This is a genomic window from Arthrobacter sp. ISL-85 (genome assembly GCF_018613675.1).
Lineage (GTDB): Bacteria > Actinomycetota > Actinomycetes > Actinomycetales > Micrococcaceae > Arthrobacter.
Window position 1 is genome coordinate 54,616 of record NZ_JAGGPQ010000025.1, and the last position, 25,527, is coordinate 80,142.

General features: G+C 66.8%; 24 protein-coding genes and 1 tRNA gene. 13 read left to right on the forward strand and 12 right to left on the reverse strand.

The window, feature by feature from the left end:
* The first annotated feature begins 114 nt into the window (after nt 1-114).
* Nucleotides 115-1,704, forward strand: a complete 1,590-nt coding sequence (guaA, locus tag J7I84_RS18420; RefSeq protein ID WP_214945977.1) for a glutamine-hydrolyzing GMP synthase — start codon at nt 115-117, stop codon at nt 1,702-1,704.
* A 131-nt stretch (nt 1,705-1,835) separates the two neighbouring features.
* Nucleotides 1,836-6,035 (forward strand): DUF4011 domain-containing protein, encoded by a 4,200-nt coding sequence (locus J7I84_RS18425; RefSeq protein ID WP_214945978.1) that lies wholly within the window; start codon nt 1,836-1,838, stop codon nt 6,033-6,035.
* 11 nt (nt 6,036-6,046) lie between these two features.
* On the opposite strand, the gene J7I84_RS18430 is transcribed toward J7I84_RS18425, so the two are convergent.
* The 3 genes from J7I84_RS18430 to J7I84_RS18440 all read right to left on the reverse strand — a co-directional run bounded on the left by J7I84_RS18430 (nt 6,047) and on the right by J7I84_RS18440 (nt 7,885).
* Nucleotides 6,047-6,664, reverse strand: a complete 618-nt coding sequence (locus tag J7I84_RS18430; RefSeq protein ID WP_251046802.1) for an RcpC/CpaB family pilus assembly protein — start codon at nt 6,662-6,664, stop codon at nt 6,047-6,049.
* Nucleotides 6,665-6,886: 222 nt separating this feature from the next.
* Nucleotides 6,887-7,153, reverse strand: a complete 267-nt coding sequence (locus J7I84_RS18435; protein ID WP_214945979.1) for an FmdB family zinc ribbon protein — start codon at nt 7,151-7,153, stop codon at nt 6,887-6,889.
* Between the two features lie 111 nt (nt 7,154-7,264).
* Complete coding sequence (locus tag J7I84_RS18440; protein WP_214945980.1) at nt 7,265-7,885, reverse strand: 5-formyltetrahydrofolate cyclo-ligase; 621 nt, start codon at nt 7,883-7,885, stop codon at nt 7,265-7,267.
* A 104-nt stretch (nt 7,886-7,989) separates the two neighbouring features.
* Between J7I84_RS18440 and galU the strand changes: the two genes are divergently transcribed.
* The 4 genes from galU (at nt 7,990) to J7I84_RS18460 (ending at nt 10,748) form a co-directional block, all read left to right on the forward strand.
* On the forward strand, nt 7,990-8,895 hold the full coding sequence (gene galU, locus J7I84_RS18445; RefSeq protein ID WP_214945981.1) for a UTP--glucose-1-phosphate uridylyltransferase GalU: 906 nt from the start codon (nt 7,990-7,992) through the stop codon (nt 8,893-8,895).
* 4 nt (nt 8,896-8,899) lie between these two features.
* Nucleotides 8,900-9,520, forward strand: coding sequence for a GNAT family N-acetyltransferase (locus tag J7I84_RS18450; RefSeq protein WP_214945982.1), 621 nt, complete (start codon nt 8,900-8,902; stop codon nt 9,518-9,520).
* 105 nt (nt 9,521-9,625) lie between these two features.
* The gene (locus J7I84_RS18455) at nt 9,626-10,543 is read left to right on the forward strand and encodes a hypothetical protein (protein WP_214946039.1); all 918 of its coding nucleotides are present in this window, start codon (nt 9,626-9,628) and stop codon (nt 10,541-10,543) included.
* A 132-nt stretch (nt 10,544-10,675) separates the two neighbouring features.
* Nucleotides 10,676-10,748: transfer RNA gene (locus J7I84_RS18460), tRNA-Ala, on the forward strand.
* 315 nt (nt 10,749-11,063) lie between these two features.
* Here J7I84_RS18460 and J7I84_RS18465 read toward each other — a convergent pair.
* Nucleotides 11,064-11,816: a hypothetical protein gene (locus J7I84_RS18465; protein WP_214945983.1), complete on the reverse strand. Its 753-nt coding sequence runs from the start codon at nt 11,814-11,816 to the stop codon at nt 11,064-11,066.
* A 186-nt stretch (nt 11,817-12,002) separates the two neighbouring features.
* Here J7I84_RS18465 and J7I84_RS21645 point away from each other — a divergent pair, with 186 nt between their 5' ends.
* Together J7I84_RS21645 and J7I84_RS21940 are read left to right on the forward strand one after the other, a co-directional pair.
* Entirely contained in the window at nt 12,003-12,302 is a 300-nt protein-coding gene (locus J7I84_RS21645) for a hypothetical protein (RefSeq protein ID WP_251046804.1), read from the forward strand.
* On the forward strand, nt 12,299-12,616 hold the full coding sequence (locus J7I84_RS21940; RefSeq protein WP_311381166.1) for a DUF4113 domain-containing protein: 318 nt from the start codon (nt 12,299-12,301) through the stop codon (nt 12,614-12,616). Before J7I84_RS21645 ends, J7I84_RS21940 begins: the two co-directional genes overlap by 4 nt.
* A gap of 22 nt (nt 12,617-12,638) precedes the next feature.
* On the opposite strand, the gene J7I84_RS18475 is transcribed toward J7I84_RS21940, so the two are convergent.
* From J7I84_RS18475 to J7I84_RS18485, 3 genes are all read right to left on the reverse strand, one after another.
* Complete coding sequence (locus J7I84_RS18475; protein ID WP_214945984.1) at nt 12,639-13,382, reverse strand: hypothetical protein; 744 nt, start codon at nt 13,380-13,382, stop codon at nt 12,639-12,641.
* Nucleotides 13,383-13,507: 125 nt separating this feature from the next.
* On the reverse strand, nt 13,508-15,484 hold the full coding sequence (locus J7I84_RS18480; protein WP_214945985.1) for an amino acid transporter: 1,977 nt from the start codon (nt 15,482-15,484) through the stop codon (nt 13,508-13,510).
* 234 nt (nt 15,485-15,718) lie between these two features.
* Nucleotides 15,719-16,531, reverse strand: coding sequence for a hypothetical protein (locus J7I84_RS18485; RefSeq protein ID WP_214945986.1), 813 nt, complete (start codon nt 16,529-16,531; stop codon nt 15,719-15,721).
* A 274-nt stretch (nt 16,532-16,805) separates the two neighbouring features.
* On the opposite strand from J7I84_RS18485, the gene J7I84_RS18490 reads away from it, so the two are divergent.
* Entirely contained in the window at nt 16,806-16,958 is a 153-nt protein-coding gene (locus J7I84_RS18490; RefSeq protein ID WP_018760353.1) for a hypothetical protein, read from the forward strand.
* 103 nt (nt 16,959-17,061) lie between these two features.
* Nucleotides 17,062-17,364, forward strand: coding sequence for a hypothetical protein (locus J7I84_RS18495; RefSeq protein ID WP_251046805.1), 303 nt, complete (start codon nt 17,062-17,064; stop codon nt 17,362-17,364).
* Here J7I84_RS18495 and corA read toward each other — a convergent pair.
* On the reverse strand, nt 17,361-18,356 hold the full coding sequence (gene corA, locus J7I84_RS18500; protein ID WP_214945987.1) for a magnesium/cobalt transporter CorA: 996 nt from the start codon (nt 18,354-18,356) through the stop codon (nt 17,361-17,363). The genes J7I84_RS18495 and corA overlap by 4 nt on opposite strands.
* Nucleotides 18,357-18,848 (reverse strand): Lrp/AsnC family transcriptional regulator, encoded by a 492-nt coding sequence (locus tag J7I84_RS18505; protein ID WP_251046806.1) that lies wholly within the window; start codon nt 18,846-18,848, stop codon nt 18,357-18,359.
* A 168-nt stretch (nt 18,849-19,016) separates the two neighbouring features.
* On the opposite strand from J7I84_RS18505, the gene J7I84_RS18510 reads away from it, so the two are divergent.
* Nucleotides 19,017-20,264, forward strand: a complete 1,248-nt coding sequence (locus J7I84_RS18510) for an MFS transporter (protein ID WP_214945988.1) — start codon at nt 19,017-19,019, stop codon at nt 20,262-20,264.
* A 26-nt stretch (nt 20,265-20,290) separates the two neighbouring features.
* On the opposite strand, the gene J7I84_RS18515 is transcribed toward J7I84_RS18510, so the two are convergent.
* Together J7I84_RS18515 and J7I84_RS18520 are read right to left on the reverse strand one after the other, a co-directional pair.
* On the reverse strand, nt 20,291-20,794 hold the full coding sequence (locus J7I84_RS18515) for an Lrp/AsnC family transcriptional regulator (RefSeq protein WP_214945989.1): 504 nt from the start codon (nt 20,792-20,794) through the stop codon (nt 20,291-20,293).
* A 139-nt stretch (nt 20,795-20,933) separates the two neighbouring features.
* Nucleotides 20,934-22,169 (reverse strand): MFS transporter, encoded by a 1,236-nt coding sequence (locus tag J7I84_RS18520; protein WP_214945990.1) that lies wholly within the window; start codon nt 22,167-22,169, stop codon nt 20,934-20,936.
* A 97-nt stretch (nt 22,170-22,266) separates the two neighbouring features.
* On the opposite strand from J7I84_RS18520, the gene J7I84_RS18525 reads away from it, so the two are divergent.
* Entirely contained in the window at nt 22,267-23,241 is a 975-nt protein-coding gene (locus tag J7I84_RS18525) for a LysR family transcriptional regulator (protein ID WP_214945991.1), read from the forward strand.
* An 87-nt stretch (nt 23,242-23,328) separates the two neighbouring features.
* On the forward strand, nt 23,329-24,279 hold the full coding sequence (locus J7I84_RS18530) for a BadF/BadG/BcrA/BcrD ATPase family protein (protein ID WP_214945992.1): 951 nt from the start codon (nt 23,329-23,331) through the stop codon (nt 24,277-24,279).
* Here J7I84_RS18530 and J7I84_RS18535 read toward each other — a convergent pair.
* Complete coding sequence (locus J7I84_RS18535) at nt 24,276-25,295, reverse strand: pirin family protein (protein ID WP_214945993.1); 1,020 nt, start codon at nt 25,293-25,295, stop codon at nt 24,276-24,278. The genes J7I84_RS18530 and J7I84_RS18535 overlap by 4 nt on opposite strands.
* Nucleotides 25,296-25,527: the final 232 nt, after the last annotated feature.

Consider the following 25,527-nt stretch of genomic DNA (forward strand, 5'->3'; position numbering starts at 1 on the left):
ACACGTGCGCCGGGCCTGGCGCGCGGGGGCCGCCACCCGGCGTCGAACGTCTGCTGCGTCACAGCGCGGCGTCTCAAGGTGCGCCGGTGCAAGGGCGCAAAGTAGGCTGTTACGGTGACTATTCCCACTGCATCCCAGACTTCCCAGAAGCCGGTGCTGGTTGTTGATTACGGTGCCCAGTACGCGCAGTTGATTGCCCGCCGCGTCAGGGAAGCGAATGTGTATTCGGAAGTGGTTCCGCATACTTACTCCACCGAGCAGCTCCTGGCCAAGAACCCCGCCGCCATCATCCTGTCCGGTGGCCCCTCCAGCGTATATGCCGACGGCGCCCCCAGCGTGGGTGCCGACCTTTTCGAAGCCGGCGTCCCCGTCTTTGGCATCTGCTACGGGTTCCAGGCCATGGCCAACGCCCTGGGCGGCAAGGTGGACAAGACCGGCCTGCGGGAGTACGGATCCACGGAGACCACCATCCTCGGTGACGGCCGCTCGGTGCTTGAGGGCATGCCCCAGCACCAGAAGACCTGGATGAGCCACGGCGACTCCGTGCACGAGGCCCCGGCAGGATTCGATGTCCTCGCCACGACGGCGGGTGCCGAGGTTGCGGCCTTCGCCAACGAGGAGAAGGGCCTCTTCGGTGTGCAGTGGCACCCCGAGGTCAAGCACTCCGCGTACGGCCAGCAGGTACTGGAAAACTTCCTGTTCAAGGGCGCCAAGCTGGAGCCCAACTGGACCACCGGCAACATCCTGGAAGAACAGGTGGAGCGCATCCGCCAGCAGGTAGGGGACGCCCGGGTCATCTGCGGCCTCTCCGGCGGCGTGGATTCCGCAGTGGCCGCTGCCTTGGTCCAGCGGGCGGTGGGCGACCAGCTTACCTGCGTGTTCGTGGACCACGGGCTGCTGCGCGAAGGCGAAGCGGAGCAGGTTGAGCGCGACTTCGTTGCCGCCACCGGTGTCAAGCTGTACGTCGCCAACGAACAGGAACGTTTCCTTTCGGCCCTGGCCGGTGTCAGCGACCCGGAAACCAAGCGCAAGATCATCGGCCGGGAGTTCATCCGCGCCTTCGAAGAAGCCGAACTGGCCATCATCGCCGAGGCCGCAGCCCACGGCGAGAAGATCAAGTTCCTGGTCCAGGGCACCCTGTACCCGGACGTCGTCGAATCCGGCGGCGGCGAAGGCGCAGCGAACATCAAGAGCCACCACAATGTGGGCGGTCTGCCCGAGGACCTGCAGTTCGAGCTCGTTGAGCCGCTGCGCGCCCTGTTCAAGGACGAGGTCCGTGCCGTGGGCGCCCAACTGGGCCTGCCGCAGGAAATCGTTGGCCGCCAGCCGTTCCCCGGCCCCGGCCTGGGCATCCGGATAGTCGGCGACATCACCAAGGAGCGGCTGGACCTGCTGCGCAAAGCGGACGCCATTGCGCGTGCCGAGCTGACCGCGGCAGGACTGGATAACGAGGTATGGCAGATGCCCGTGGTCCTGCTGGCGGATGTCCGCAGCGTCGGCGTCATGGGCGACGGCCGCACCTACGGCCACCCCATCGTGCTCCGCCCCGTGTCCTCGGAAGACGCAATGACGGCCGACTGGTCGCGCCTGCCCTACGACCTGCTGGCCCGGATTTCCAGCCGGATCACCAACGAGGTGGACGGCGTCAACCGGGTGGTGCTGGACGTCACCAGCAAGCCGCCGGGAACCATCGAGTGGGAGTAGCATCCTGAAGTGGCCGGCCTCCGCCAGCGGGGGCCGGCCACTGCTTTTTCCCAGCGAATTCCTCCGCAATTTCCCGTGCCCCAGTGTTGCGGTCGCTCAAGTCCGGCGCCGAAGCGGCTACTCTCGAATCTATGCCGGTATGGTCCAGGGCGTCACGTGCAAACGCAGAAAAGAAGGCAGAAGTGTCAGTTGGTCAAGGCCACCCGGAAGGCTCGGAAGAGCTTCGCAAATGGCTGTCCGGGCTCAAACCCGTCACCGGCGCGGACACGATGCTGCGCTTCACCAAGACGCCGGAAGGTTCCATCGACCTCACCTCGGCACACCCTTCCGGGCTTGCCCAGCTCATGGCCGGGCGCCGCACACGCCTGTCCACCCTGATCCGTGACCGGCAGCAGTATGTAGTGGCCGCCAGGGCATCACGCAACATCCGGTCAAAGATCTTCGAGCTCGCAAACGACCGCGGCATCGACGCCGGATACCTGTCCGCAGGCACCGTGGTGTGGACATCCGCCGTCGGGGGCAAACCCCAGCGCGTATCAGCACCGGTCATGCTGACCGCCATCTCCCTCACGGTGCGGCCGGGGGAGGACGACTTCGAGCTGCAGCTTACCGAACAGGCGCACATCAACCCCGCCCTGGTGCGGCACCTGAAAAACATCCACGGAATCGTGTTTGACGTCAACGCCGTGACCCGCCTGGCCTACAGCACCGCCCGGTACGACCCCCAGCCCGTCCTGGACCGGCTGGCCACCCTGATCCGGCCCATCCACGGCGCTGAAACCCAGCACAACCTGCTGGTCTCCACCTTTGCGGACCTTTCCGGCAACCTCGACGACCCCTGGATCAACGATTCCCACCCCATCGTCTCCGCGCTGGCCACAGCCGCCGGAGGCGAAGTGGTGGACGTGCAGGAGCCGGACCCGTCCCGCTTCCCGCACCTGGACAACAGGCACCCCAAGGACGAGTTGCTGCTGCTGGATGCCGACACGGACCAGCAGTACGTGGTGGACGCTGCCCGGGCCGGGGACTCCCTGGTGGTCAGCAGCCCCCCGGGCACGGGCCAGACCCAGACCGCCATCAACACCATTGGCGCCCTGGTGGATGCCGGCAAGACAGTGCTGGTGGTGGGCGACCGCCGTGCCAGCCTCAATGAGGTTTCGGGACACCTGGAGTCGTTGGGGCTGGAGTCCATCCTGTTCCAGCTCACCGGGAACGTCACCGCCCAGCAGCTGAAGGGCCAACTGGTCCGGGCGATCGTCCGCAACGAAAAGTCTTTGGAACCGCAGCTCGGGAACCTCCACAACACCCTGACCGAGCACCGGCACGCGCTGATGGACCACGTGGCGTCGCTTCACAACGTCCGCGAAAGGTGGGGCTGCTCGCCGTACCAGGCCATGCAGTCCCTCGCCGAGCTCACCTCCATCCACCCCGCGCCTGCCACTACCGTCCGGCTCAAGCGAAGCGCCCTGGACAGCATCCGCGACCGTGGGGAACTGGCAGGCAGGCTCCGCCGCGCCGCCGAACTGGGCAGCTTCAGCAAGGCTGCCACCACCAGCCCCTGGCACGGCGCCCGGCTGCTGACCCGCAAGGAAACCGAGGAAGCCCAGGACCTGGTCCGTTCAGTTGCCAAAAACCTGCCCGCCCTCCGCAACCGCATGGACGCCGTCGCTGAGCATGCCGAAATCCGCCTGGGCGAATCCTTCGCGGAGTGGGGCGAGCAGCTGGAACTGCTGGTGGCCGTCCGCGGAAGCCTCGACAAATTCACGCCGGACATCTTCGACCGTCCGGTGACGGACCTAATCTCCGCCACCGCGCCGTCCGCGTGGCGGCGTGAGCGGGGCATCGAGCTGACCGCCATGCAGCGCTCCAGGCTGCGCCGGGTGGCCAAGGAATACGTGCGGCCGGGCGTCCATATCGCTGACCTGCACTCGTCCCTGGTGCTGGTCCAGGAACAGCGTGCCCTGTGGGCGGGCTATGCCACCACCCAGCGCCATCCCGCCGTTCCTTCGGGCCTGGCCGAAATGAACGCCATGTACCGGTCCCTGGACCAGGAATTGGCACAGTTGGGCGAGGCCCTGCGGTACACCGAGGACGGCGGGGCCCTGTCCACCGTTCCCTACGCGCAACTGATGGACCGCCTGGAACGGCTGGTGGCCGACACCGATACGCTCAAGACCCTGCCCGAACGCACACTCCTCGTGGAGAACATGCGCGAACACGGCCTGGGCGAACTCCTGGCCGACCTCGCCGAAAGGGAAGTCCCGGAAGGATCCGTTGCCGCCGAGCTGGAACTGGCGTGGTGGCAGTCCGCGCTGGAGGCAATGATCAGTGGCGACGACTACCTGGCCATGTCCGACGGCGAAGCCCTGCGGCAGCTGGAAGCGGAGTACCGCCTGGCGGACAACGCGCATATTGCCAGCGGCGCCGCCCGCCTGCGGTGGGACCTCGCGGAGCGGTGGCGCACGGCCATCGCTGCCCAGCCGCGCCAGGCAGACCTCCTGCGCAGCCTGCTCAAGGACGGTCGTGTTTCCCTGCCGTCCCTCACCGCGCAGGCACCTGAGCTGATCGGCGCTCTGGTTCCGGTCTGGTCGGTCAGCCCGTACCTGATGACGGGCCTGCTTCCGGCTGAACAGCATTTTGATGCCGTCGTCATCCTCGATGCGGAGGCCACGTCGCTGCAGGCTGTCCTGCCGTCGATCGCCCGGGCCCGCCAGGTGATTGCCTTCGGCGACCCGCGCATCGCCACGCCCCGGACGTTCACCGTGGGGGTGGAGCGGCTGGCACCCGGGGAGTCGGCCCACCACCGCGTTGAAAGCGCCTTCACCGCGCTTTCTGCAGTGCTGCCGGTGTGGCGGCTCAACGTGGTGTACCGCGCAGTGGACGAGGACCTGGTCCTGCAGCTCAGCAAGAACTTTTACGACGGCAGCCTCCGCCGGCTGCCGGAAGGCCAGTCGGCCACGGGGCTGGACCGGTCCCTGCTGGTGGAGTACCTGCCCGACGGCACCGGCCTTCCCAGTGCCGATCACGAGGGCGTGGAGTCCGTGGTTGCAGAGGTCAACCGGGTAGTGGAGCTGGTGTTCGAGCACGCCCGCCTGCGTCCGCGGACCTCCCTCGCGGTGGTCACGGCCAGCCTTCGGCACGCGGCAAGGATCGGCGAGTCCATCAGGCTCCAGCTGTCCAACCAGCCGGGCCTGGCCGGGTTCTTCGGCGCCGGCCCGGAGTCCTTCCGCGTGGTGGACCTGGAACGCGCCCAGGGACTGGTCCGCGACCACGTCATTTTCTCGCCAGGATTCGGGCGGACTCCGCACGGCCGGGCGCTCCACAACTTCGGGCCGCTGTCCGCCGAAGGTGGCCGGGAGAAATTCGCCCTGGCCATGACCCGGGCGCGCCGTTCCCTGCATGTGCTTACCTGCTTCCGGCCCGAGGACCTGGACCACACCCGGCTCGCCCATGGTGCGGTGGACCTCTATATGCTCCTGGACCGGGAAATTGCCGGCAACACCGATCTTGGTACCCCGGCGTCCCGCGCTGCGGCCAGCGAACAGGCACTTGGCGCGGACCCGTTGGTGGCGGACCTGGGTGACCGGTTGCGTGCCCGCGGCGCAAGGGTCTGGCACCAATACGATGGCGCCATTGACGTGGTTGCAGCTGCCGACCCCTTGAACACCATGGGCCAGGATGATTCGGACATTCCACGGCCGGTAGCCATTGAGTCCGACGGCACTGCGCAGTACCGCACCATGAGCGTGCGTGAACGCAGCAGGCTCCGCCCGCAACTGCTGGAACGCCTGGGCTGGCGGTACATGCCGCTGTGGACCATCGAGGTGTTCACGGACCCCTCCTCCTGCGCGGACCGCATTGCCGGCTACCTCGGCCTGGAAAAGATGGTGCTGCCGGGCAGGAACAGCCAGCCTGTGGGTTTCCTTGACGACGACGTTGACCAGGCGCTCAATGGAATTGGCGCCGCGACGTCCACCGGAGTCCCGTACCTGCCCAGGCCTTCGGGGGCGGGCCGGCACGGCGACGGTGGCGACCAGGAGACGGGTTCCATGACCGAGGAAGAAAGGCCTGCAGAAGACAGGCTCGAGGATGACGGCCGCGAGGAAGACATGCGCCAGGACGAGAACAAGAACGGTCGGACGGAAAAAGCACCTGACGGGGCCGGGTCCGCGGACCAGGCCGCACCTGCTCAGGGGTCCCCGGCGGCTGTGGGCGGCACCGAAGAGATCCTCCCGAGTAAGGCCGCGGAAGACGACGCCCGCAGCTGGGGTGACCGTGAAGACGACCACGATACCTGGCTGAAGGAACAGAAGCCGCCGCACTGGGGCTGACCGTCCGGAGGTCACGGCGGGCCGACCAGGACGAAAAACAACCTGCCCTGCGTCGAGGCTCCGGCCAGGCGCGATGATTGTTCGGCGGTGGCTGCCACCACGATCAGTCCATCCGTCTCCGTGGTGCCCAGCCATTGTCCGCTCTGGCCGCCCTTGTTGGAAGTCCACAGTACGGGGACGGCTGACGCCAGAACCTCGGAGGAGCCCTGCTGGTCGAACCCGTTGGCAGATGTGAGCACCACGTTGACCAGCTGGCCGGGGGAGACCAGCTGAATGGACGAGGCATCCGCCATCCGGAGTGGAACGGCTGCTGAACCGGGTGGAGTGCCCGCCAAGAGCCCGGGACCCACCAGCTGGGCATCGGTGAGGAGCTGGCCCTTCCGCATCGGCGCGGCGAGCTGCTTGCCTGCCGCGGCGGCGTCATCCTTGAGGAAGCCATCGGCCACCATGCCTGGCGGCACCTGGACACGGTTCACGTCCGCTTCCGTCACGGTGGTTCCGGCGGGGAGGTCCCGGGCGGCGGCCAGGGCGGTGGCAGTGGAAAGCGGGGCAGGAGTGAGCTGCTGGACGGTGATGGCGGCAGCTGCGCACAACAGCAGTGCGGCGGCGAGCCGGCGGTTGCGGCTCAACCAGCCCGCGACACGGGCAGGCAGGGGGCGGCTCCCGGGGCGGCGGCCGATGCCGGCGGTGCTGGTGGGGTACGGGGGCCGGTGCGGCGACGGCGGGGAAGTATGGGCATGCGCCCACGCTAATGGCGGGCAAAGGCCCAAGGGAGCCCGGACGGCGGCTATGTGGACAAAAGCGGCCGGACGCTGGAACGCGCCGGCCGTCGTCGTGAATACTGTGTCGGTTTAGTTTGCAGCGGCTGCGGGAGCTGCGGGGGCAGCAGCGGGTGCGGCTGGAGCCGCGGCGGGTGCAGGGGAGACGGAGCTGCCCTTGGAATCGCGGGAGTCCGTGCGATAGAAACCCGAGCCTTTGAAGACAACGCCGACGCTGTTGAACTTCTTGCGCAACGTGCCCTGGCATTCGGGGCAGGACGTCAGGCTGCTGTCCGAGAACGACTGGACGATGTCGAAGGCGTGGCCGCAATCCTTGCAGGCGTAAGCATATGTTGGCACTGGTGCTCCTCCTCTTGGGCAAACGAGAGGTCCCGTGCTGCCCGGTGGTAAACCGTTAGCAGTCGCAGGGCCTGAGTGCTAATTCTATCACTGCGCCCGGCACGCCCGTGCTCACGCGCCGCCGTCCAGCAGCCGGTACCCGGAGGGAGCAAGGACGCCCTGGACCGGGCGGTCGAACTCTTCTGCCGGGATCCGGCCGGCGGGCAGCAATTCATCGTCGTAGATAACAGCGGCAAGCGGGATTTCCTTCCCGGCGGTGGCAAGGTGGCCCAGGAACTTGTCGTAGTATCCGCCGCCCTGGCCAATCCGGTTGCCGGAAAGGTCAACGGCTGTGGCCGGAATGAAAAGCACTGCTGCGCCGCCGGCAGTTTCGGGCCCGTGCCGGTGCCCGGCGGGTTCCAGGATGGGGGCGTATTTGCTGCGTTCGAAGCCGGTGTCCGGGGTCCAGAACACCCAGCTCAACTCCCTGGCGGCTTCGCACACCGGAAGCAGGACCTTGTGGCCGCTGCGATGCAGGGCGTGAATCAGCGGCAGGGTGGGCGGTTCCTGGCCCACGCCAAGGTATACACAGGCTATTCCAGGGTGTCCTTCCGTGACCGATCCCGCCCAGGCGTCCCCGTGGGTGGCCAGCGCCAGGCCCGCAGCTTCCAACTGCTCCGGCGTAAGGCCCGCCCGCCGTCGTCGGTGGATCGCCCGGATATCGTCCTTGACGGCGTTCGTCTCTTGAAGCATGTTGTCCTCCCTGCATCGCCCGGCGTTCCGCAACCTCGGACCCCGTGCCGGCCCGCCGTCCCGGTGGTTACTGAAATACTTGACGCTGACGTTAGATTAGTCCGGTGAACACCAGTAAACCCAGAGTCCGCAAAGCCGTCATTCCCGCAGCCGGCCTGGGCACCAGGTTCCTGCCCGCCACCAAGGCGATGCCCAAGGAGATGCTTCCCGTCGTGGACAAGCCTGCCATCCAGTATGTGGTGGAGGAAGCCGTCCACGTGGGGCTCAACGACCTGCTGATGATTACCGGCCGCAACAAGCGGGCCCTCGAAGACCACTTTGACAGGGTGCCGTCCCTCGAATCGACCCTTGAGGACAAAGGGGATACCGAAAAACTTGCGTCCATCCAGGCAGCTAGCCAACTGGGTGACATCCACTACGTCCGGCAGGGTGATCCGCACGGGCTGGGGCATGCCGTGCTCCGGGCCAAGCAGCATGTGGGCGATGAAGCCTTCGCCGTCCTGCTGGGCGATGACCTCATCGATGCCCGCGACGAACTGCTCAGCATCATGATCGATGTTCAGGCGAAAACCGGAGGGTCCGTCGTCGCCCTGATTGAAGTGGAACCATCCCAGATCAGCGCCTATGGCTGCGCCGACGTCCAGGAAATCGATGGCGAAGACTACGTCCGCGTCAACCGGCTTGTCGAAAAGCCCTCACCCGAGGAAGCCCCGTCCAACCTGGCACTGATCGGCCGCTATGTCCTGCACCCCGCCGTGTTCGGCGTCCTTGAGCACACGGAGCCGGGCCGCGGCGGCGAAATCCAACTGACGGATGCCCTTCAGGAACTGGCCTCCGGTGACGCCGAGGGGCACGGCGTGTACGGCGTGGTGTTCAGGGGCCGCCGTTACGATACCGGTGACAAGCTCAGCTACCTCAAGGCCTGTGTCCAGCTGGCAATCGACAGCGAAGACCTTGGTCCGGGCCTGCGGGAATGGCTGCCGGGGTTCACCGCCGGCCTCTCCCGGTAGCGCCATGCGTCTTGGTCCTGTCTGGCCGGTCACCCTCGAGTGCGGTGACCTGGTCCTGCGGCCCATCCGGTACCGCGACAAAAAAGAGTGGACTGAAGTACGGTCGCGGAACAGTGAGTGGCTGGCGCCATGGGAGGCTTCCAATCCGGACCCTGCCGGCGGACTTCCTGATTACCGGCACATGGTCCGCTCGCTCAATATGCAGGCGGCACAGGCTACGGCGCTGCCGTTCCTCATTACCGAGTGGAAGCCGGGCCTCAGGAATCCGGCGATCGTGGGCCAGCTGACGGTGTCTTCAATCGTCTGGGGTTCGGCCATGATGGCCACCTTGGGGTACTGGGTGGACCAATCCTGCGCCGGGCGGGGGATAGCCCCCACGTCCGTGGCGCTGGTAACGGACCACTGCTTCCGGGCGCTTGGCCTGCACCGGATGGAAATCAACATCCGGCCCGAGAACGGCCCCAGCCTGCGGGTGGTGGAAAAGCTGGGTTTCCGGGACGAGGGATACCGCCCCCGCTTCCTGCACATCAACGGCAAATGGGCTGACCACCGTTCGTTCGCCCTCACCTCGGAAGAGGTCCCGGAAGGCCTGCTGGGTCCCTGGCTGGCGTCGCGCCGGACATAAATCCAACCGTTTGCCGGAGAGGGCACGACACACCGCAGCTAATGCGGCCTGAGCAGGCATGATGCTCATACGGTTTTGAGTGTGGACTTCCCCCTTAGCAGCTCAGTGATCCTTGTGGTTGCCGTCGCGCTCTGGATTGTTTGGGTTGCCCCTTACGTCCTCCGGAACCGCAGGCACCAATTCCAGGCCGCCGGCGACTTCATGGCAGACGCCCCCGCCGATGAGAGGCCGGACCCGCGCGCCGGCCTGGTCCTGAACGTCGCCGCCCAGCAGGAGAAAGCCATGGAACCCAGGAAGAGTGCAGCATCCGTTGCCGGCACTGCCAGCACCCCACCTGCGGCACCGTTCCGCATCCGCTACGGCCGGACTGCCCTGGCCCTCGTGGGACTGCTGTCCCTGGTCACCGCCTTCATCTCGGGGGTACTGCTTCCCTTCGGGATCGGATCGCCCGCCCTTCCGCTCACCTGCGCCCTGCTGACCGTCGCGTCGGTGGCACTGCTGCGCTGGCTCGCTGTCCGGGACCGGAGGGCGAAGGTGAACGCCGCCTTCCGCTCCGCCATGAGCGCGCCGGCACGCCGTCCGGAAGCCGTCGAAATCATTCCTGCGAAGCCTGAAGCGGCACCGGCCCGGCCCGAAAGGCCGCTTTTCGACGCCGAGGCAGGCGAGCACGCTGTCAAGCCGCTGACCGCCGTGGAGCTTCGCGAAGCCGCCCTCGCCGTCGCCATAGCTGCCGGCGACACCACCGCAGCCACATCCACGCCCGCCCCTCCCGCCAGCACCCCCTGGGAGCCCGTGGAGGTCCCCAAGCCCATTTACGTGGAGGCCCCGAAGGCGGAACGACCCGAGCCCCAGCCGCTTGAGCTCCCGGAAGCGCCCAAAGCGGTTGGTAAGCCCTCACTGAAGCAGGGCGCTTCCACGGCTCCGGCTGCGGAGGCGGCAGCCGCGGCGGAAGCGCAGCAGCTCTCCAAGGCACAAAGCGCCCTCAGCAACCTCGACGACGTCCTCCAGCGCCGCCGCGCGTAGGACGCCGGGAGCGCCCTGGTCCCGCTCCGCTGCCCCCGTGCGCGTCAATTGGCGTTGGGCCCGGAAAATTTGTAGCCTAGGGACACTGGTTCCGCGCCGGCGGGGAAGCACCCCGCAGGCCGCGGTACTTCCGGGGCTATAGCTCAGTTGGTAGAGCGCTTCGTTCGCATCGAAGAGGTCAGGAGTTCGAATCTCCTTAGCTCCACTATTTGTAAGGGTTTCCCGGGTGTAGCGGTCGCCGGCACCCGCCACTGGATGCCCCCGAAGATGCAACCATTCTCTAGGGTGGCGAGCTGACTTGGGGGCGGACGCCAGTGGCGCGGGCATCGCAGCGTAGGAGCTGTGACTCTCATGGGATTGGCAGTGCTCCTTCAATTCGGCCTGGCTTGGAAAGAACTCCGCCGACGCAGAGCGGAGGGTGGCCACCAGCGGCCAGACGCATAAGTCCTTAGCCCCAGGCACGACAAAGGCCGGGCAACCGGTGGGGTTGCCCGGCCTGAGCCGTATGCGGATGTTTCTTTTATACGGCCGGTGCCGCTTCAGCCTTGTTGACGAGCGACTGGACCAATTTCTGGACCTGAGCGCCGTAGCCGCCATTCAGGGCGGTGTCCTTGATCTTGTTCGCCTGGGCATCCAGGTCTGCCGGAGCGGCGTTCTTCAGGCTGGTCAGGTCAGCCTGAAGGTTCGCGGGCAGCTTGGCGAACAGGTCCGGATGGCCAATCAGTTGGTCGGCGACCTTCTGGAGCGCAGCACCCGGGTGGTCGGAGGTCAACGCGGTCCGCAGCTCCTGCCGCACACCGGTTTCGCCGGACTCCGCCTTGCCGGACTCTCCGGCCTCGCCGTTGACGGCTTTCTGGGCACGCTGCTGGATCTCGGCGCCGTAGCCGCCGGAGAGGGCGGTGGTCTTGATCTTGAAGGCGTCAGCCACCCGGTCAGCCGGGGCGGCGTCCTTGAGGGTGGTGATGTCTGCCTGCAGGGCGGCAGGCAGCTTGTTAAATAGCTGCGGGTGGTTCACGATTGCCGCGGCTGCCTTGGCGGCGCGGTCACCGACGGCTTGGGGGCTGTCCGCGTTGAGGTTCAGGAAGAGTCCCAGACCACCGTGCACGCCCTCGCCGTGAGCCGAGTCCTTCGACCACGCCTTCGCCGAGTGGGACGGGGAAGCGGTTGAGCTTGTTGATGCGGTGGGCGACGCGGTTGCGGCTCCAACGCCCATCGAGACCATTCCGCCGGCGGCCAGGATTGCGGCAGCGCCGACGCCGATGCGGGTTTTCATTGACGGAATTGATGACTTCATTACTGAATGTCCTTCTATTCGTTTCGTCGTGCTTCGTACCGCCGCGGACCCCAGTCGATCCGCGACGGCATCAACACTAAGACCACTTACTGAGTGGTAGCTGAAAGCAGGTGGCCGGTTGGCGCCAGCGGGCAGCGACCGATCTAGGTACGGAGCAGCTCCTCGATGACTGCCCGCGGCGTTCGCCTCCATCACCGTCCCGTTCCCCGCAGCGTCCCCGCCGACGTCGAGCACGTAGCCCGGCGGCTGGACGCCACCCGAATCGCGCATTACGTCGCGACAAGCGCGGCCAGGATGCACGAGGTTATGGCCATCTACGCCAAGCAGGCGGGGATCCGGCTTGCCAAGGACCACCAGCAGGCCAAGCTCATGACCTGCTTCGCCGGCACTTCCCACTTCAACCCGAACGCCGCCCCGTTCCCCTCTGCGGCTGTGAAACTCCCGGCGCCCCCGTCGACCCCGTGATCCTCACAAAGGCCGCCACAGAGGCGCTGGAGGGCTGGCAGGTTGATGGCGTTCCGTACGCCCGGACCGGGGTGATGCTTACTGACCTCTCACCGGCCGGCGCGGCCCCTCAGCTGCCTGCTTTTGCCACCGCGCATGAGGAAAAGCGCATCGGGGAGCTCCTCGGAGCTGTGATGGACAAGTACGGCAAATCGTCCATCGGGCTTGGCATCGCCGGGATGGTCCAACCGCCGGACTGGGGAATGAAACGCCAGGCCCTGTCCCCGCGGTACCCCACCGAATGGGACGAACTGGCCCTTGTCAAAGCCTGCTAACAGAGCACGAAAGCCCAAGGGACTAGAGGCCCAGGTCCTTTTCGGCGGTTACCCAGTTGGCGGCGATGGCCTTCTGCGCGGCGGCGAGGGTCACCTTGTGGCTGCAGACGGCCTTGTTCAGGCGGGTCTCGATCGCGTCCTTCGGGTTGGTGGTGCCCGGTGCTCCGGCGCGGTTGGGTTCGGGCCAGAGGTTGGACACGGCGTTGGTGCCGCCGAGCTGGAGCGAGATCAGATGGTCGTACTCGGTGGTGGAGGCGCGGGTCTGGCCGTACTGGGACAGGCTCAGGGCCTTGGTCTTGTCGGTATCGGACGCGGGCGCGCGGACCGTGGTTGTGTAGCCAGACTTGCAGATGGTCGCGGCCAGGTTGTCCTGTGTGACGGCCGGGTCAACCGCACCGGGGGTGCAGGCCGGGTCCGGCAGGTACAGCCCGGCGGCGGCGTCAACGGTACGGGCCTTGCACTGGCCCGGGGCCAGGCTCAGGTCAACGGCGACGCTGTTGGGGGAGTGGACCGCCTTCACAGCGGTGGCGGTGCTGGCCTGCGGACCTGCCGGGATGGCTGCGATCGTGGGGGCGGTGCCGTCGGCGCTGTCCTGGCCCTCAGTGCTGTCCTCGTCGTCACCCTGGGCCGACGGAGCCGCGGAGGCGGTCGGCGCGGGTGCTGCTGATTGGTGCTTCTGGGCGTTGGTATAGAGGAAGCCGACGACCACCAGGGCGGCGATCAGCAAAGCGGCGAAGAGGGCGAGGCGGGAGCGGGAGTAGGTCATGACTCACATGTGTACGGCGGGTCAGGAGAACATGCCCGGGAGGCCAGCGGAGAAGAAGGGGACGCCGCAGCGTCCCCTTCACCGTTCTACCCTGATGTCCTACTGCGCAGACCCTCGCCGCGCCGTCAGCCCACGTGAATGCCGGGCCTTGCCGCCTTATTTGGTTCGGTCTCCCGAAGGATTTCCCGTACCAGCGGCGGCGTATCCCCCTGGCCGAGGAACAGGTAGCGCATCAAATGGTTGACCGGGCTGCCCTCCGACCACTCGAAGTAGCATTGCGGCTGGACCCCGGTCGAGTCCCGCAGGGCCAGAAGGACCGCTGCGATGGCGTTCGGCACGGCCGGCGACTTCACGCGGAGGACGCGGAAGCCCTCGACCTCGGTGCCTTCCACACGGAGTGTGTGGCTGAACTCTGAGGGGTCGGAGATCTCAACTTCCAGGAAGATGACGTCGGCCGGGCCTGGGACAGGGTTCAGCCCCCGCTGTTCGAATTCCTTCTCGGCGTATTCCGCCTTGTCACCGGTCTGCCGCTTGTTCGCGATGATGTGAAGCTCGCCGTCGAACTCGATCGAGTCCGTGATGAACTGGCGGGCCCGTTCGTCGAATTCGATGGTTTCCACCCTCAGCTCCGTGGTCCGGGTAACCCGGGACACCAGGGAAACCGCGATGATGCCGCCAATGAAGAACGCGGAGATGAGGATGCCGTCGGGTTTTTCAATGACGTTGTCACCCAGGGCGTACAGCAGGATCAGGGTCAGGACGCTGAAACCAACGGCACCGGCGCGGCTGTGGCGCCGGATGGCAGAGACGGTGACTGCAACCGCCCCGGAGACCATCATGGCCAAGATCCCCGTGGCGTACGCGCCGGCCTGTGCGTTCACGTCCGCCCTGAAAGCGATGGTGATCCCGATGCTCAGCACCGTGTAGACCAGTACGACAGGCCGGACCGCGCGGCCCCACTCCGGTGCCATGCCGTAGGCGGGCAGGTAGCGGGGCACGATGTTGATGAGCCCGGCCATCGCGGAAGCGCCGGCGAACCAGAGGATCAGGGCGCTGGAAATGTCATAGACGGTGCCGAAACCGGCGCCGAACAGTTCGTGGGCGAGGAAGGCCAGCGCGCGTCCGTTGGCCTGGCCGCCGTCCTGGAACTCCTTGGCGGGAATCATGACCGTGGTGAGGAAGCTGGTGGCCATGAGGTAAACGCTCATGATCAGGGCAGCGGTGGTGAGCAGCTTGCGGGTGTTCCTGACCCGGGAGGCCATGACCTCATCGGGCGTAGTCCCGGTTGCCTTGATCAGGGGCATCATGGAAACCCCGGTTTCGAACCCCGACAAGCCCAGGACCAGCAGCGGGAAGGCCAGGACGGCAGGGCTGACCAGCCCCATCGGACCTCCGCTGCTGGAGAGCAGCCGGTCCGTCCAGCCACTCACCAGCGACGGATCCGCGGCCAAGTGAACGAAGCCGGCCACCACGACGGCGGCGTTGAGCAGCAGGTAGATTGCCACAAGCGGGATGGCGACGCCGACGGCTTCATTGAAGCCGAGCAGGAACACCCCGCCAAGGATCAGCAGCAGGACAACCGTGATGATGACCGCACCACCCTTGAGGGCTTCGGGGATCAAGGGATTCTCCAGCAGGTGGACTGTCGCGTCGGCGCCCGAGAGGGTGATGGTGATGATCCAGGAGGTCGCGACGAAGCCAAGGAGCAGCAGGACGAAGAACTTGCCGCGCCAGAACGGCAACAACGTCTCCAGCATGGCCACTGACCCTTGTCCGTGCGGGCTTTCCTGGGCCACCCTGCGGTACATCGGCAGCATGCCCAGCAGCGTCAGGGCCACGATCAATAAGGTCGCCAGTGGTGATAGCGCTCCGGCCGCCAGGGCTGCGATGCCCGGCAAGTAGGACAACGTGGAGAAGTAGTCGACGCCGGTCAGGCACATGACCTTCCACCATGCGTTGGGCCTGTGGTCTTCCTTGGCTTCCGGGCCGGCGGGCGCAACCTGGTTCGCGAGCAGCCAACGGACCAGGGGATTGCGTTCCGGACCTGGCTCCTGCTTCAAGTCAACATGGGCCGGGACAGCGTGGTCAAAAGGAACTTTCATCAGGTCTTCCTGTGGGTGGCATGGGACCAGCTGCCTCGATGGGAGGCTTGGGACCGGGCAGGTCCAGTACGGATTACTGGACCTGAACGGGTCTTACCCGGCAGCAGGAGTTCCACACGATATACATCTTTGTTGTGCAGACGCCGACGGCCGGCCGGCCCGTGTGGACATGGCGTCAAGATACGCGCCCTCCTGCACGCCAGCAAGACCGGCCTTGCAGGGGATTAGGCATATCTAATCCGTGGGGGCGGCCCCGGCGGAAGCCACCGCGGGAAGAGGCTCCCTTGTAGGCGCTGGGGCCTTCGTGCTTGCAGGAGCCGATGGTTTCGGGCTCTGCGTAGGGTGCCTTGACGGCGTGGCTGTCGGTGTCGGCTCGTCAGCCGGGTCCGTAGCCGGCTGTGTCGGCACCGCGGGGGACTCGACCGCCGGTGCTGTCGGTGTCCGGTCCGAAGGGGGAGTGGCCTTGCTGTCGTTCGAACTGGAGACCACCTGGGAGACACCGGACTGGAGAGCACTGGTCCCGTTCGAGAGGGTCAGGCCCGTTGCCGACTGGAAGCCAAGGATCGAGCCCAGCCCCACGAGGAAGATGACGGCCGTTCCCCCGACGGCCATCCGGGCCTTCCGTGCACCACGGGGGCTGGCCGGAGCCTCGGCCGGATCCAGCCGCAGGGGCGAGGCGAAGACCTTATCGGAATTCGCCCTCACGGCGCTGGCAGTGTCCGTGGCGGTCAGCGGGCGCGTCGGCCGGCTTGCCTCAGCGGCTCGGCCCGCACGTGTGTCGCGCCTGGGCATGACGCGCTTGAGTTGGGCGTGGCTCCTGTCCAGGGAGGCCCGGAACAGCGGCAGCGCAATGGCTGAGATGACGCTGAGGATGAAGGCGCCGACGACGGTTCCGGCCAGGCCCAGATGCCCGCCGATGACGGAAGCCACGGCAGCGGCGCCCCCGCCGGCAATGACCTGGCTGGCACTCAGGCCGAGGGCGTTCTCGGCACGAGGGGCCTCCTCGCCTGGTTCTTGGGTTTCGTCGGGGTCAGTTGTGTTGCGCATCTTTTCCAACTTTGTCTGTTCAGCATGTTCTGGCGACAGGTCGGCCGTGACCGCAATGCGTGTGCGACCCACTGCCGGTGCATCTTAAGGGTTCCATGCCTGCCCCGGCGATTCCGCAACTTTGCCCCGAAGGTAAGCAATGACACATCGGAACAGCAACGAAGGCCGTGACGCAGGTCATCAAGATATCCGGTTCCACGGCAGCAGGGAGCCCGTCCACGAAACGCGGGAGAATGCCCAACCCAACTTGTCGGGACGGGCCTAGAGTGGGCCCATGGGAATCATCATCGGACTTCTGGTCATCTGGCTCATCCTGTCAATCGTCGGCTTCGTCGTTAAGGGCCTTCTCTGGCTCGCCATCATCGGCCTGGTCCTGTTTGTCGCCACCGGCGTCTGGGGCTGGCTGAAGCGTAGAACCAACGCCTGACGGCAAACCCGCCTGCCGGACCAGTGATTACGGGCCCAGGCGGCAACCCATGACTGCTACAGGACCCTGGCCGGTTCAGCAGCAGCGGCGCCAAGCTTTCCCCATGAGCCTCACAGAGCCGGACGCCAGTCCTGCAGCACTGGTGGCGGCCCATCGCCTGGCTGGGCTACCCCGTGGCGTTCCTTGCGTTCTCCTGGGTCCGCGGGGCCTGGACGGGTGGTACGGCTACGACTTCCTTGATCCCACCCTCGACGGCGGGTGGGCCCGGGTGTTCGTTGCCACCGGCCAGGTCCTGGTTGCGTTCCTGGTTGTCCCGGTCCTCGTCCACGCTGGCGGGCAACGCACGGGCCGCTTTGGCGGCCGGGAAGGGCGGCCGGGAAGGGTGGCCGGGCCTAAAAACGCCTAGATCCAGCCCTTCTTCTTGAAGATCCCATACATGATGGCCCCGGCGGCAACCATGAGGATCAACGCATAGGGGTAGCCGAAGGCCCAGTGCAGCTCAGGCATATTGTCGAAGTTCATGCCATAGATTCCGGCCACGAATGACGGCGCGAACAGGATGGCTGCCCAGGACGAGATCTTCTTGACTTGTTCGTTCTGCTCGGCGCTGGCCTCGTTCTGCCGGTTCGCAGTCAGGGTTCCGTCCAGGGTCAGGGCGTTCTGGAGCAGGTCCCGGAACGAGTCCGCGCGGGAGATCACCCGCTCAACGTGGTCTTCCACGTCGCGCAGGCTGTGCCGCAGTTCAGTTTCCACCTGGTATTTCTCGAAGCCCCCTTTCAGCTGGTCCAGCATCTCGGGCAGGGGGTGGATGGCGCGCTGGAACTGGATGACTTCGCGGGCCAGCTCATAGATCCGGCGTGAGACCGAGGAATCGCCGCTGAACAGCTGGTCCTCAATTTCGTCAATGTCGTTCTCCAGCCCGGCCACCACGGGCGCGTAGTCATCCACCACCCGGTCCAGCAGGGCGTACAGCACAGCTTCGGGTCCATGCTGGAGGAGGTCAGGCCGTGCCTCCAGCCGCTGCCGCACCCGGGCCACGCCTGCTGTTTCGGCGTGCCGGACGGTCACGACGAAGTTCTTCCCGGTGAAGACGTGGAGCTCACCGAACTCCACGGTCTCGTCCGCATCCAGGTACCGGGCGGGGCGCAGGACGGTGAACAGGTTGTCGTCGTAACGCTCAAGCTTGGGCCGCTGGTGGGCCGAAACGGCATCCTCCACCGCAAGGGCATGCAACCCGAACTCGCTGGCTACGGCGGTCATTTCTTCTTTAGTAGGCCGGTAGAGCCCGATCCATGCCATGCCGCCGTGCAGCGCCAGGGTCTCGAAGGTCTGCTCAAGGCTTTCGGGCTCGGCGTGCCGGACGCCGTTGACGTAGACGGCGTTATCGATGATGGTCATTCAGGAAATCCTAGCCGGGCCGGCGGCAGTGCTGAGACCGCTGATGAGGGGTTCGGTCCGGTACGGGATGTGGGTGTGCAGGGCCAGGACGGTCTCTGTCCGGATGACGCCCCTGATCCTCAGGACCTGCCGCAGGGACGACTGGAGGTTGTGGGTGTCGGTGGCAACCACCCGGCACCAGACGTCGCCGCGGCCGGAGATCTCATGGACTTCCAGGACCTGCGGGATGAGCCGCAGCGCCGCCACGACGCCGTCGAGCTCGCGGTGGGAGACCTCGATGGTCACGAAGGCCACCACGTCATAGCCCACCGCCTCAAGGTCCACCTCGCGCCCGCCAGGGCGTAACACGCCGGCGCGGAGCAGTCGGCGCACACGCGACTGGGCGGTGTTGCGGGCGATACCCAACGACTCGCTGAGTTCACCGATCTGGATCCGGGGGTCCCTGATGAGGGCCAGGAGGATCTTCAGGTCCATGGGGTCCAACTTGTTCAAGATCGTCACTCTCCATCACACAGGCATCCATAAGTTGATGATCCTGCTCAATTATCCCCCCAAAATCGGATGGATGGGGCAACAGTGCCGCACGCTGGAACCAACACAGTGATACCGCGCCGGGCTCCCACAAGGACCATCCGCCGCGGCGAACCAAAAGGCGGCACAATGACGGTCTTCAGCGAACTTCGCATGCGACCCGTAACGGCTACGCCCAGCGGGTGGAATGCCTCCACCACCGCGCGGCTGGTGATTTCGGGGGCGGTCATCTTCATGCTCCTGGTGGGTGCCAACCTTGCCACGCCGTTGTATCCGCTGCTGCAGGCCAACCTGGGTCTGTCCAGCCTGGAGGTGACGGCGGCTTTCGCCAGTTACGTCCTGGCGCTGGTGGGAACGCTGCTCCTGGCCGGGCACTGGTCGGACCATATCGGCCGGCGCGCTGCCCTTCTGGTCGCTGTGCTTACGGGACTGGCGGGCGGCTGGATCTTTGCCGAGGCCCAATCGTTGGCCGCCCTGTGCGCCGGCCGGGCCCTGCAGGGCATGGCAGTTGCGCTTGCCACGGGAGCCAGTGCGGCTGCCCTGCGTGAACTGCTACCGTCCCGGCCGGAGTGGGCATCACGCTTTACGTTGCTGGCGTCTTCGGGGGGAGTTGCAGCGGGCCCGGTCATCGGTGGGCTGCTGTCCCTGCTTCCCGGCGCCACCACGGCTCCGTACGCAGTCCATTCGCTGCTCCTCGCCGGGCTCCTGGTGCCGCTGTACCTGATCCGCGCCCGCCCGGCCATCATGGTTCCCGCCGTCTCCCGGCCGCTCCATGCCCTCGCACCGCGGCGGCCTTTCGTGTCCCGCCAGGCGAGGGGCCCTTTCTGGCTGGCGTCCGGCGTCGGCTTCCTGAGCTTTGCCGTGTTTGGCTTCTCCCTGTCGCTGGCCCCGGGCTACTTTGCACAGGTCCTGGGCACCGATTCGAGGCCGCTGATCGGCGTTCTGGCGGGCCTGCCGCTCGGCGCGTCGGCGTTGAGCCAGCTGGTGACCATCCGCGGGCGCCTGACCGTACCCGCCGGCCTGGCCGTCCTCGGTGTCTCCGTCATGCTGCTGGGGGCAGCTGGCGCCTGGCACAGTCCGCTGATGCTGGTAGGCGCCGCCGTTACCGCAGGGTTGGGGCAGGGGCTGGCGTTCCGGACCGTTTTCAATGACGTGGCAGCCAGGGTGGAACCGGCCCGCCACGCGCAGATCATCAGCACCGTCTACGTCATCACCTACCTGGGGAGCGCGGTGCCGGTCCTGGGCCTGGGCTGGGCCAGCGCCGCGTTCGGGATGGCAGCAGCAGTGCAGGGCTTCGTCCTGTTGTGCGGGGCAGCGGCCATCGGCCTTGCCGCGGTGACAATGGTCCAGTCGGCAAGGCGGCAGGCGGCCGCCTGAGCAATTGCCTGGTGCCGTTGCCGGGATTAGTCCGGAAGCGGTCCGTGGTTGCCCTGGATGTGTTCGAAGACCAGCGTGGTTTCGGTGTGGCCCACCACGGGGTCGGTGGCCAGGTTATCCAGCACCCAGTCGCGCAGGTCTTCGGTGCTTCCGACGGCGATATGCAGCAGGTAGTCCACCGAGCCTGAGGTGTGGAAGGTCGAAAGCACGGCAGGCAGGTGCGGCACCCGCGCCGTGAAGCGGTCGATTTGGTCCCTGTCATGGGCGCGAAGCCTTACAGCCACCAGTGCCTGCACCGACCTGCCGATTGCAGACAGGCTCAGTTTGGCCTCGTAGCCCTGGACGATGCCCCGCTCGGAAAGGGCCCGGGTCCGCATGAGGGCTGTGGACGGCGCGATCCCCACCAACTCGGCGAGCTGTTTGTTGGAGATCCTGGCATCCCCCACGAGGGCCGCCAGGAGGCGCTCGTCAATGGCATCCAGCGGCTCCAGGTGTGCCCCTGGCCTGTTGTTCCTGGCATTCGTACTCAACGCGGTTCCTTCCAAGCGGTCCTGGTTCATCCTAGACCGCAGAATCGCCGCCAGCCGTGCAGCAGGCGCGCGTCCTGCCGAACATCCAGACCGTCCCGCAGCCCCCTGAAGATGGTTAATTCGTCCAATGCTCCCTGGCTTAGGAGGTGCGGTCCGCCGGGGGATGGACGACGGCGACAGTTGCTGCTGTCAGGCATGCCAGGACCATAACGACTCCGGCGAGGGCGTTCCAGCCCCACGCCTGGAAGACCAGGCCCCCGCCCCAGCCCAGCAGGCTGGAGCCCACGTAGTAGGCAAGGTTGTACAGTGATGCCGCCTGGGCGCGCCCGGTTCCGGCGATGGCGCCCGTCCATCCGGAGCCGATGCTGTGGGCCGCAAAGAAGCCCCCGGTAAACACCACCAGACCGGCCAGGATCAGGATCAGGGACGGGGTAAGGGTCAGTGCCAGTCCGCCCAGCGCGAGTGCAAGCCCTGCCAACAGCACGTTCCGGCGGCCGTACCTGGTGGTCATGCCCGCAGCCCAGCGTGAGGAGAAGGTGCCGGACAGGTAGGCCAGGAAGATCAGGCTGATCGCCGTGGCCGGGAGCCCGAAGGGCGCACCGGACAACCGGAAGCCCAGGTAGTTGTAGACGGCCACGAACCCGCCCATCATCAGGAACGCCTGGGCGTACAGGGCCAGCAGCCGTACATTCCGCAGGTGACCGCCGAGCGTCCGGAGGGCGCTGCGGAGGCCGGAGGCCTGGGCGGGGATGAAACCCCGGGCCCGTGGCACCAGGACAAGGAACGCGACGGCGGCAACAGTTGCCAGCAGGGACACGGCCAGGGCTGCCGACCGCCATCCCCAGAGCTCACCAACCGGCCCCGCGACCAGCCGCCCGGACAGCCCGCCCAGCGTGGTCCCGGCCACGTAGCTTCCCGCCGCAAGGGCGGCATGGGCTTTGCTGACCTCCTCGTTGAGGTAGGCAATGGCGATGGCGGGAATGCCGCCCAGGGCCATTCCTTCAAGGAGCCGCAGGACCAGCAGCATGCTGAAAGTGGTGGACATCGGCACCAGCAGCCCCAGGATGGTGGCCGCGGTGATGCCCCACATCATGGCCTTCACGCGGCCGATCCTGTCCGCGAGGAAGGACCAGGGAATCACCGTGGCGGCGAGGCCCACGGTGGCCAGGGAGATGGTGAGGGCGGCCTCGGCAGCAGTGATGCGCAGGTCTGCCGCCAGGAGGGGAAGGACCGCCTGGGTGGAATAGAGCTGGGCGAAGGTGGCCACACCTGCGCAGGACAGGCCGGCCAGGATCCGCCCGTAAGCCCTGGATCCCTTGGTGTGGCCGTTCCAGAGGGGGGAAGCGTCAGTGCCGGCGCCTGCGTTCTGTGGCATCCAGCCAGCGTAGTCCGCCCGCAATGGATGCTTCCAATGCATGCTTCATGCCAAACTGATAGCAAAACCGGATTATTCTCGACCGGGAGAGGCTGCCATGGAACCGGACCGGAAACAGCTGGCGCAGCTGCTGCCGCTCCTGCCGGTTCTCGCCGAGCTTGGCCGGACGGAACACGTGACGGAAACAGCGGAACTCCTCGGAGTACCCCAGTCAACGGTCAGCAGGGCCCTGGCGAGGGCCAGCGCGGCCGTCGGCACCGAGCTCCTGGTCCGCGACGGCCGCGGAGTCCGCCTGACTCCTGCCGCCCGCACCCTGCTGCCTTTCATCGAGCAGGCGCTCGCGGAGTTCCAGGCCGGACTCGACCTGGTACGTAACGAGTCCCAGGTGGTCAGGGGCACGGTGTCTGTGTCTTTCCAGCACACCTTCGGTGAGGCCACCCTTCCACTGCTGATCAGTGCCTTCCGTGCCCGGCATCCGGGGACCGGATTCCGCCTCAGCCAGGGCGCCCGGAGCACCTGCCTCGAAGAACTGTCAACAGGGGAGGCCGACCTTGCCCTCACCGCACCCGTGGCGCCGCCCGGCAAAAACCTCGATTCAGCGCCGCTCTACCGCGAGCCGCTCCGCCTGGTGGTGCATCACGCCCATCCGCTCGCACGGCAGCGGATGGCCCGGCTGGCGGACATCCGGACGGAGCCTATGGTTGTGCTGGGGCCCGGGTACGGGCTGCGTTCGCTGACGGACGCGCTCTTCCGCGAGGCCGGGTTTCGACCGCGCATCGCCTTCGAAAGCCAGGATTCCCACACCGTTCGCGGCTTGGTCTCCGCGGGCCTTGGCGTCAGCATCCTGCCGCCGGGCGGCGACGCTCCGGGCCGGACCCCACGTCCTGAAACGGGAGACCTTGGCTGGGTGGAAGTCCCGCTGGACTCGGTGCTCGCCTTCCGGGAAGTCGGCGTAAGCTGGCGGCGCCGAAAACCGGAAAGCGAACCGGTTCCGGCCCGGCTTTTCCGCGAGCTGGTGGTGGCACAGGGACCACGTCTGCTGGCCGGGCTGGTCACCAAGGCAGGCGTCTGAGCCCGGAAGAATTGTCCGACGGCGGCGGGAGACGGCTGGTTCGGGGCGGCCGGGCGCCAAACATCGTGCGGCAAGTACCCTTGTGACGTGACAAACACCCAGAACCCCTCGGCCACTCCTTTTGACCATGCGCCGGGCTCCACGGCCAGTCCATTGCACGGCATCACGATCGGGCTGGACATCGGCGGCACCAAGACGCACGGCATTCGGTTCGAGGACGGCCTCCCCGTGGCCGACGAGTCGGCCGGAAGCTCGAATGTCCAAAATGTCAGCCGTGACCAGGCAGCACGCAACCTGGCGGACCTCTTCGCCAGGATCGGCGGGGGGCACGTGGACCGGGTGTACGCGGGATCCGGCGGCATTGATACCGACGAGGACGCGGCCGCCCTGGCTGCGCTGATCCAGCCCCTGGCCCCGGAAGCACGCGTCACCGTTGTCCATGACTCCCGCCTCCTGCTGGCCGCGGGCCGCGCCGCCACGGGAGTGGCGGTCATCGCGGGTACCGGCTCGGCCGCGTGGGGACGCAATGCCGAGGGCGGCGAGGCCAGGGCCGGCGGTTGGGGATACCTGCTGGGGGATGAAGGCAGCGGCTACTGGCTTGGCAGGGAAGCGGTGCGGCACAGCCTGCGAAGGATGAACCAGGGCCTGCCCGTCGACCAGCTCACGGCGGCCCTCCTGGCGTCCTGCGGCCTGGACCATCCCAGCAAGCTCATCGCCTTGTTCCACGCACCGGACACGGGGCGGCGCTTCTGGGCACAACAGGCCAGGCACGTTGTGGAGGCCGCGGCCTCCGGGCACCAGGACAGCGCAAGGTTGCTGGACCAGGCCGGGCAGGACCTCGCAGCCCTGGCCGGCCAAGTTCTGGGCCAGCTGAAAATTGACGGTCCCGTGATCCTGGGCGGCGGGCTCGGCATGAATGTTAGGCCGCTCCAGGAGTCATTCCGCCGCAAGCTTGCCGGGGCCGGTATCACGGACGTGCGTGTGCTGGACCAGGAACCCGTGTTCGGCGTGCTGCAGTTGGTGGCAGAACCGGCTTAACCCACCGAACGCTTCCGGGGCGTCAGCCGGACGCCGGGGAGCGGGGGAGCCGGAATGCGGCCGGCCTCCGCCCCGGCATCCGGGCCGTGGCCGGAAACCAGGCCGTAGCGGGCTGCAGCCGATTCGGCATCCGGCAGCCCGGCCTGCGCTTCCCACTCATTCCGGGCCTGTTCCACTTCGTCGTGGGTGCGGCCCACAAAGTTCCACCACATCAGCAGTTCCTCGCCAAAGGGCTCACCGCCGATCAGCAGGAACCTCGTACCGGGGAGTGCCTTCACCCTGAGTTCGCTGCGGCCGGTGCCCAAGTAGCCCAGCGGCCCCGCCGGCAGGTCCTGCCCGTCCACCGCCAGGCCGCCGTCGAGCACCAATATGCCGTGCTCAAAGCCGGGGTTCAACGGCAGCACCGCGTCCCCTTCGCAGGAAACGTCCGCGCCGACGATCGGCGAGAACACCGTGGCGGGGGACACCACCCCACCCAGCTCTCCCACCATGACGGTGGCCGTGAAGCCCGGGCCGCCGGCACGGGGCAGTTCCCTGTGCTGTTCGAATGCGGGCTCCCGGTGCCGGTTCTCGTCAGGGAGGGCCACCCAAAGCTGCAGGCCCCGCTGCAGTGGCAACTCCCCGCCGTCGGGAGGAAGCACAGCGAACTCGGAGTGCGAGACCCCGTGGCCTGCTGTCATGATGTTCAGCTCCCCGGGACGCACCACCACGTTGCTGCCCACGCTGTCCCTGTGGTGGATGTGCCCCGCCAGTGGCCACGTCACCGTCTGCAACCCGATGTGGGGATGGGGAAGGACGGACATCGCGGTCCGGTCCGGGCCAAAGCTGTCCAGGAAGCACCAGGCCCCGATGGTGGGGAGGCCGCGCTGGGGCAACGTGCGCTTGACGTTCATGGCACGGACCCCACCGAGCGGCACCTCGCGTTCGGGCCACAGTTGCAGGCAGGGTCCGGACGTCCCTCCGGCGGGGGAGGGAGGACAAACTTCCTGCTGGGGCGAAACTTCCAAATTGGTCACGCCTCAACTGTAGGCCCGGCCGCGGCGGCCGGACAGGAGCGGCGGTCCCTCCGGATCCCGCCAAACCCATCCACCGGGGCCGGGGTACCGAATGGTTACAGTAGGGATTCCTTTGCGCGGATTAGGGCTTCAGCTGGTGAACCCTGCCAGCGTTTGGACTACCGTAACTATCAGCGTGCGTATGGCAGTGTCGCGGTGCTGGGAACAGTCCGTCCAAGAGAACAGGTAAGTC

Excerpts from the sequence above, each read along its gene's own strand:
- J7I84_RS18425 (WP_214945978.1), top strand. The coding sequence starts at position 1,836 with ATGCCGGTATGGTCCAGGGCGTCACGTGCAAACGCAGAAAAGAAGGCA.
- J7I84_RS18440 (WP_214945980.1), bottom strand. The coding sequence starts at position 7,885 with ATGCTTCAAGAGACGAACGCCGTCAAGGACGATATCCGGGCGATCCAC.
- J7I84_RS18450 (WP_214945982.1), top strand. The coding sequence starts at position 8,900 with ATGCGTCTTGGTCCTGTCTGGCCGGTCACCCTCGAGTGCGGTGACCTG.
- J7I84_RS18465 (WP_214945983.1), bottom strand. The coding sequence starts at position 11,816 with ATGAAAACCCGCATCGGCGTCGGCGCTGCCGCAATCCTGGCCGCCGGC.
- J7I84_RS21645 (WP_251046804.1), top strand. The coding sequence starts at position 12,003 with ATGACTGCCCGCGGCGTTCGCCTCCATCACCGTCCCGTTCCCCGCAGC.
- J7I84_RS18475 (WP_214945984.1), bottom strand. The coding sequence starts at position 13,382 with ATGACCTACTCCCGCTCCCGCCTCGCCCTCTTCGCCGCTTTGCTGATC.
- J7I84_RS18480 (WP_214945985.1), bottom strand. The coding sequence starts at position 15,484 with ATGAAAGTTCCTTTTGACCACGCTGTCCCGGCCCATGTTGACTTGAAG.
- J7I84_RS18485 (WP_214945986.1), bottom strand. The coding sequence starts at position 16,531 with ATGCGCAACACAACTGACCCCGACGAAACCCAAGAACCAGGCGAGGAG.
- J7I84_RS18490 (WP_018760353.1), top strand. The coding sequence starts at position 16,806 with ATGGGAATCATCATCGGACTTCTGGTCATCTGGCTCATCCTGTCAATC.
- J7I84_RS18495 (WP_251046805.1), top strand. The coding sequence starts at position 17,062 with ATGAGCCTCACAGAGCCGGACGCCAGTCCTGCAGCACTGGTGGCGGCC.
- corA (WP_214945987.1), bottom strand. The coding sequence starts at position 18,356 with ATGACCATCATCGATAACGCCGTCTACGTCAACGGCGTCCGGCACGCC.
- J7I84_RS18510 (WP_214945988.1), top strand. The coding sequence starts at position 19,017 with ATGACGGTCTTCAGCGAACTTCGCATGCGACCCGTAACGGCTACGCCC.
- J7I84_RS18520 (WP_214945990.1), bottom strand. The coding sequence starts at position 22,169 with ATGCCACAGAACGCAGGCGCCGGCACTGACGCTTCCCCCCTCTGGAAC.
- J7I84_RS18525 (WP_214945991.1), top strand. The coding sequence starts at position 22,267 with ATGGAACCGGACCGGAAACAGCTGGCGCAGCTGCTGCCGCTCCTGCCG.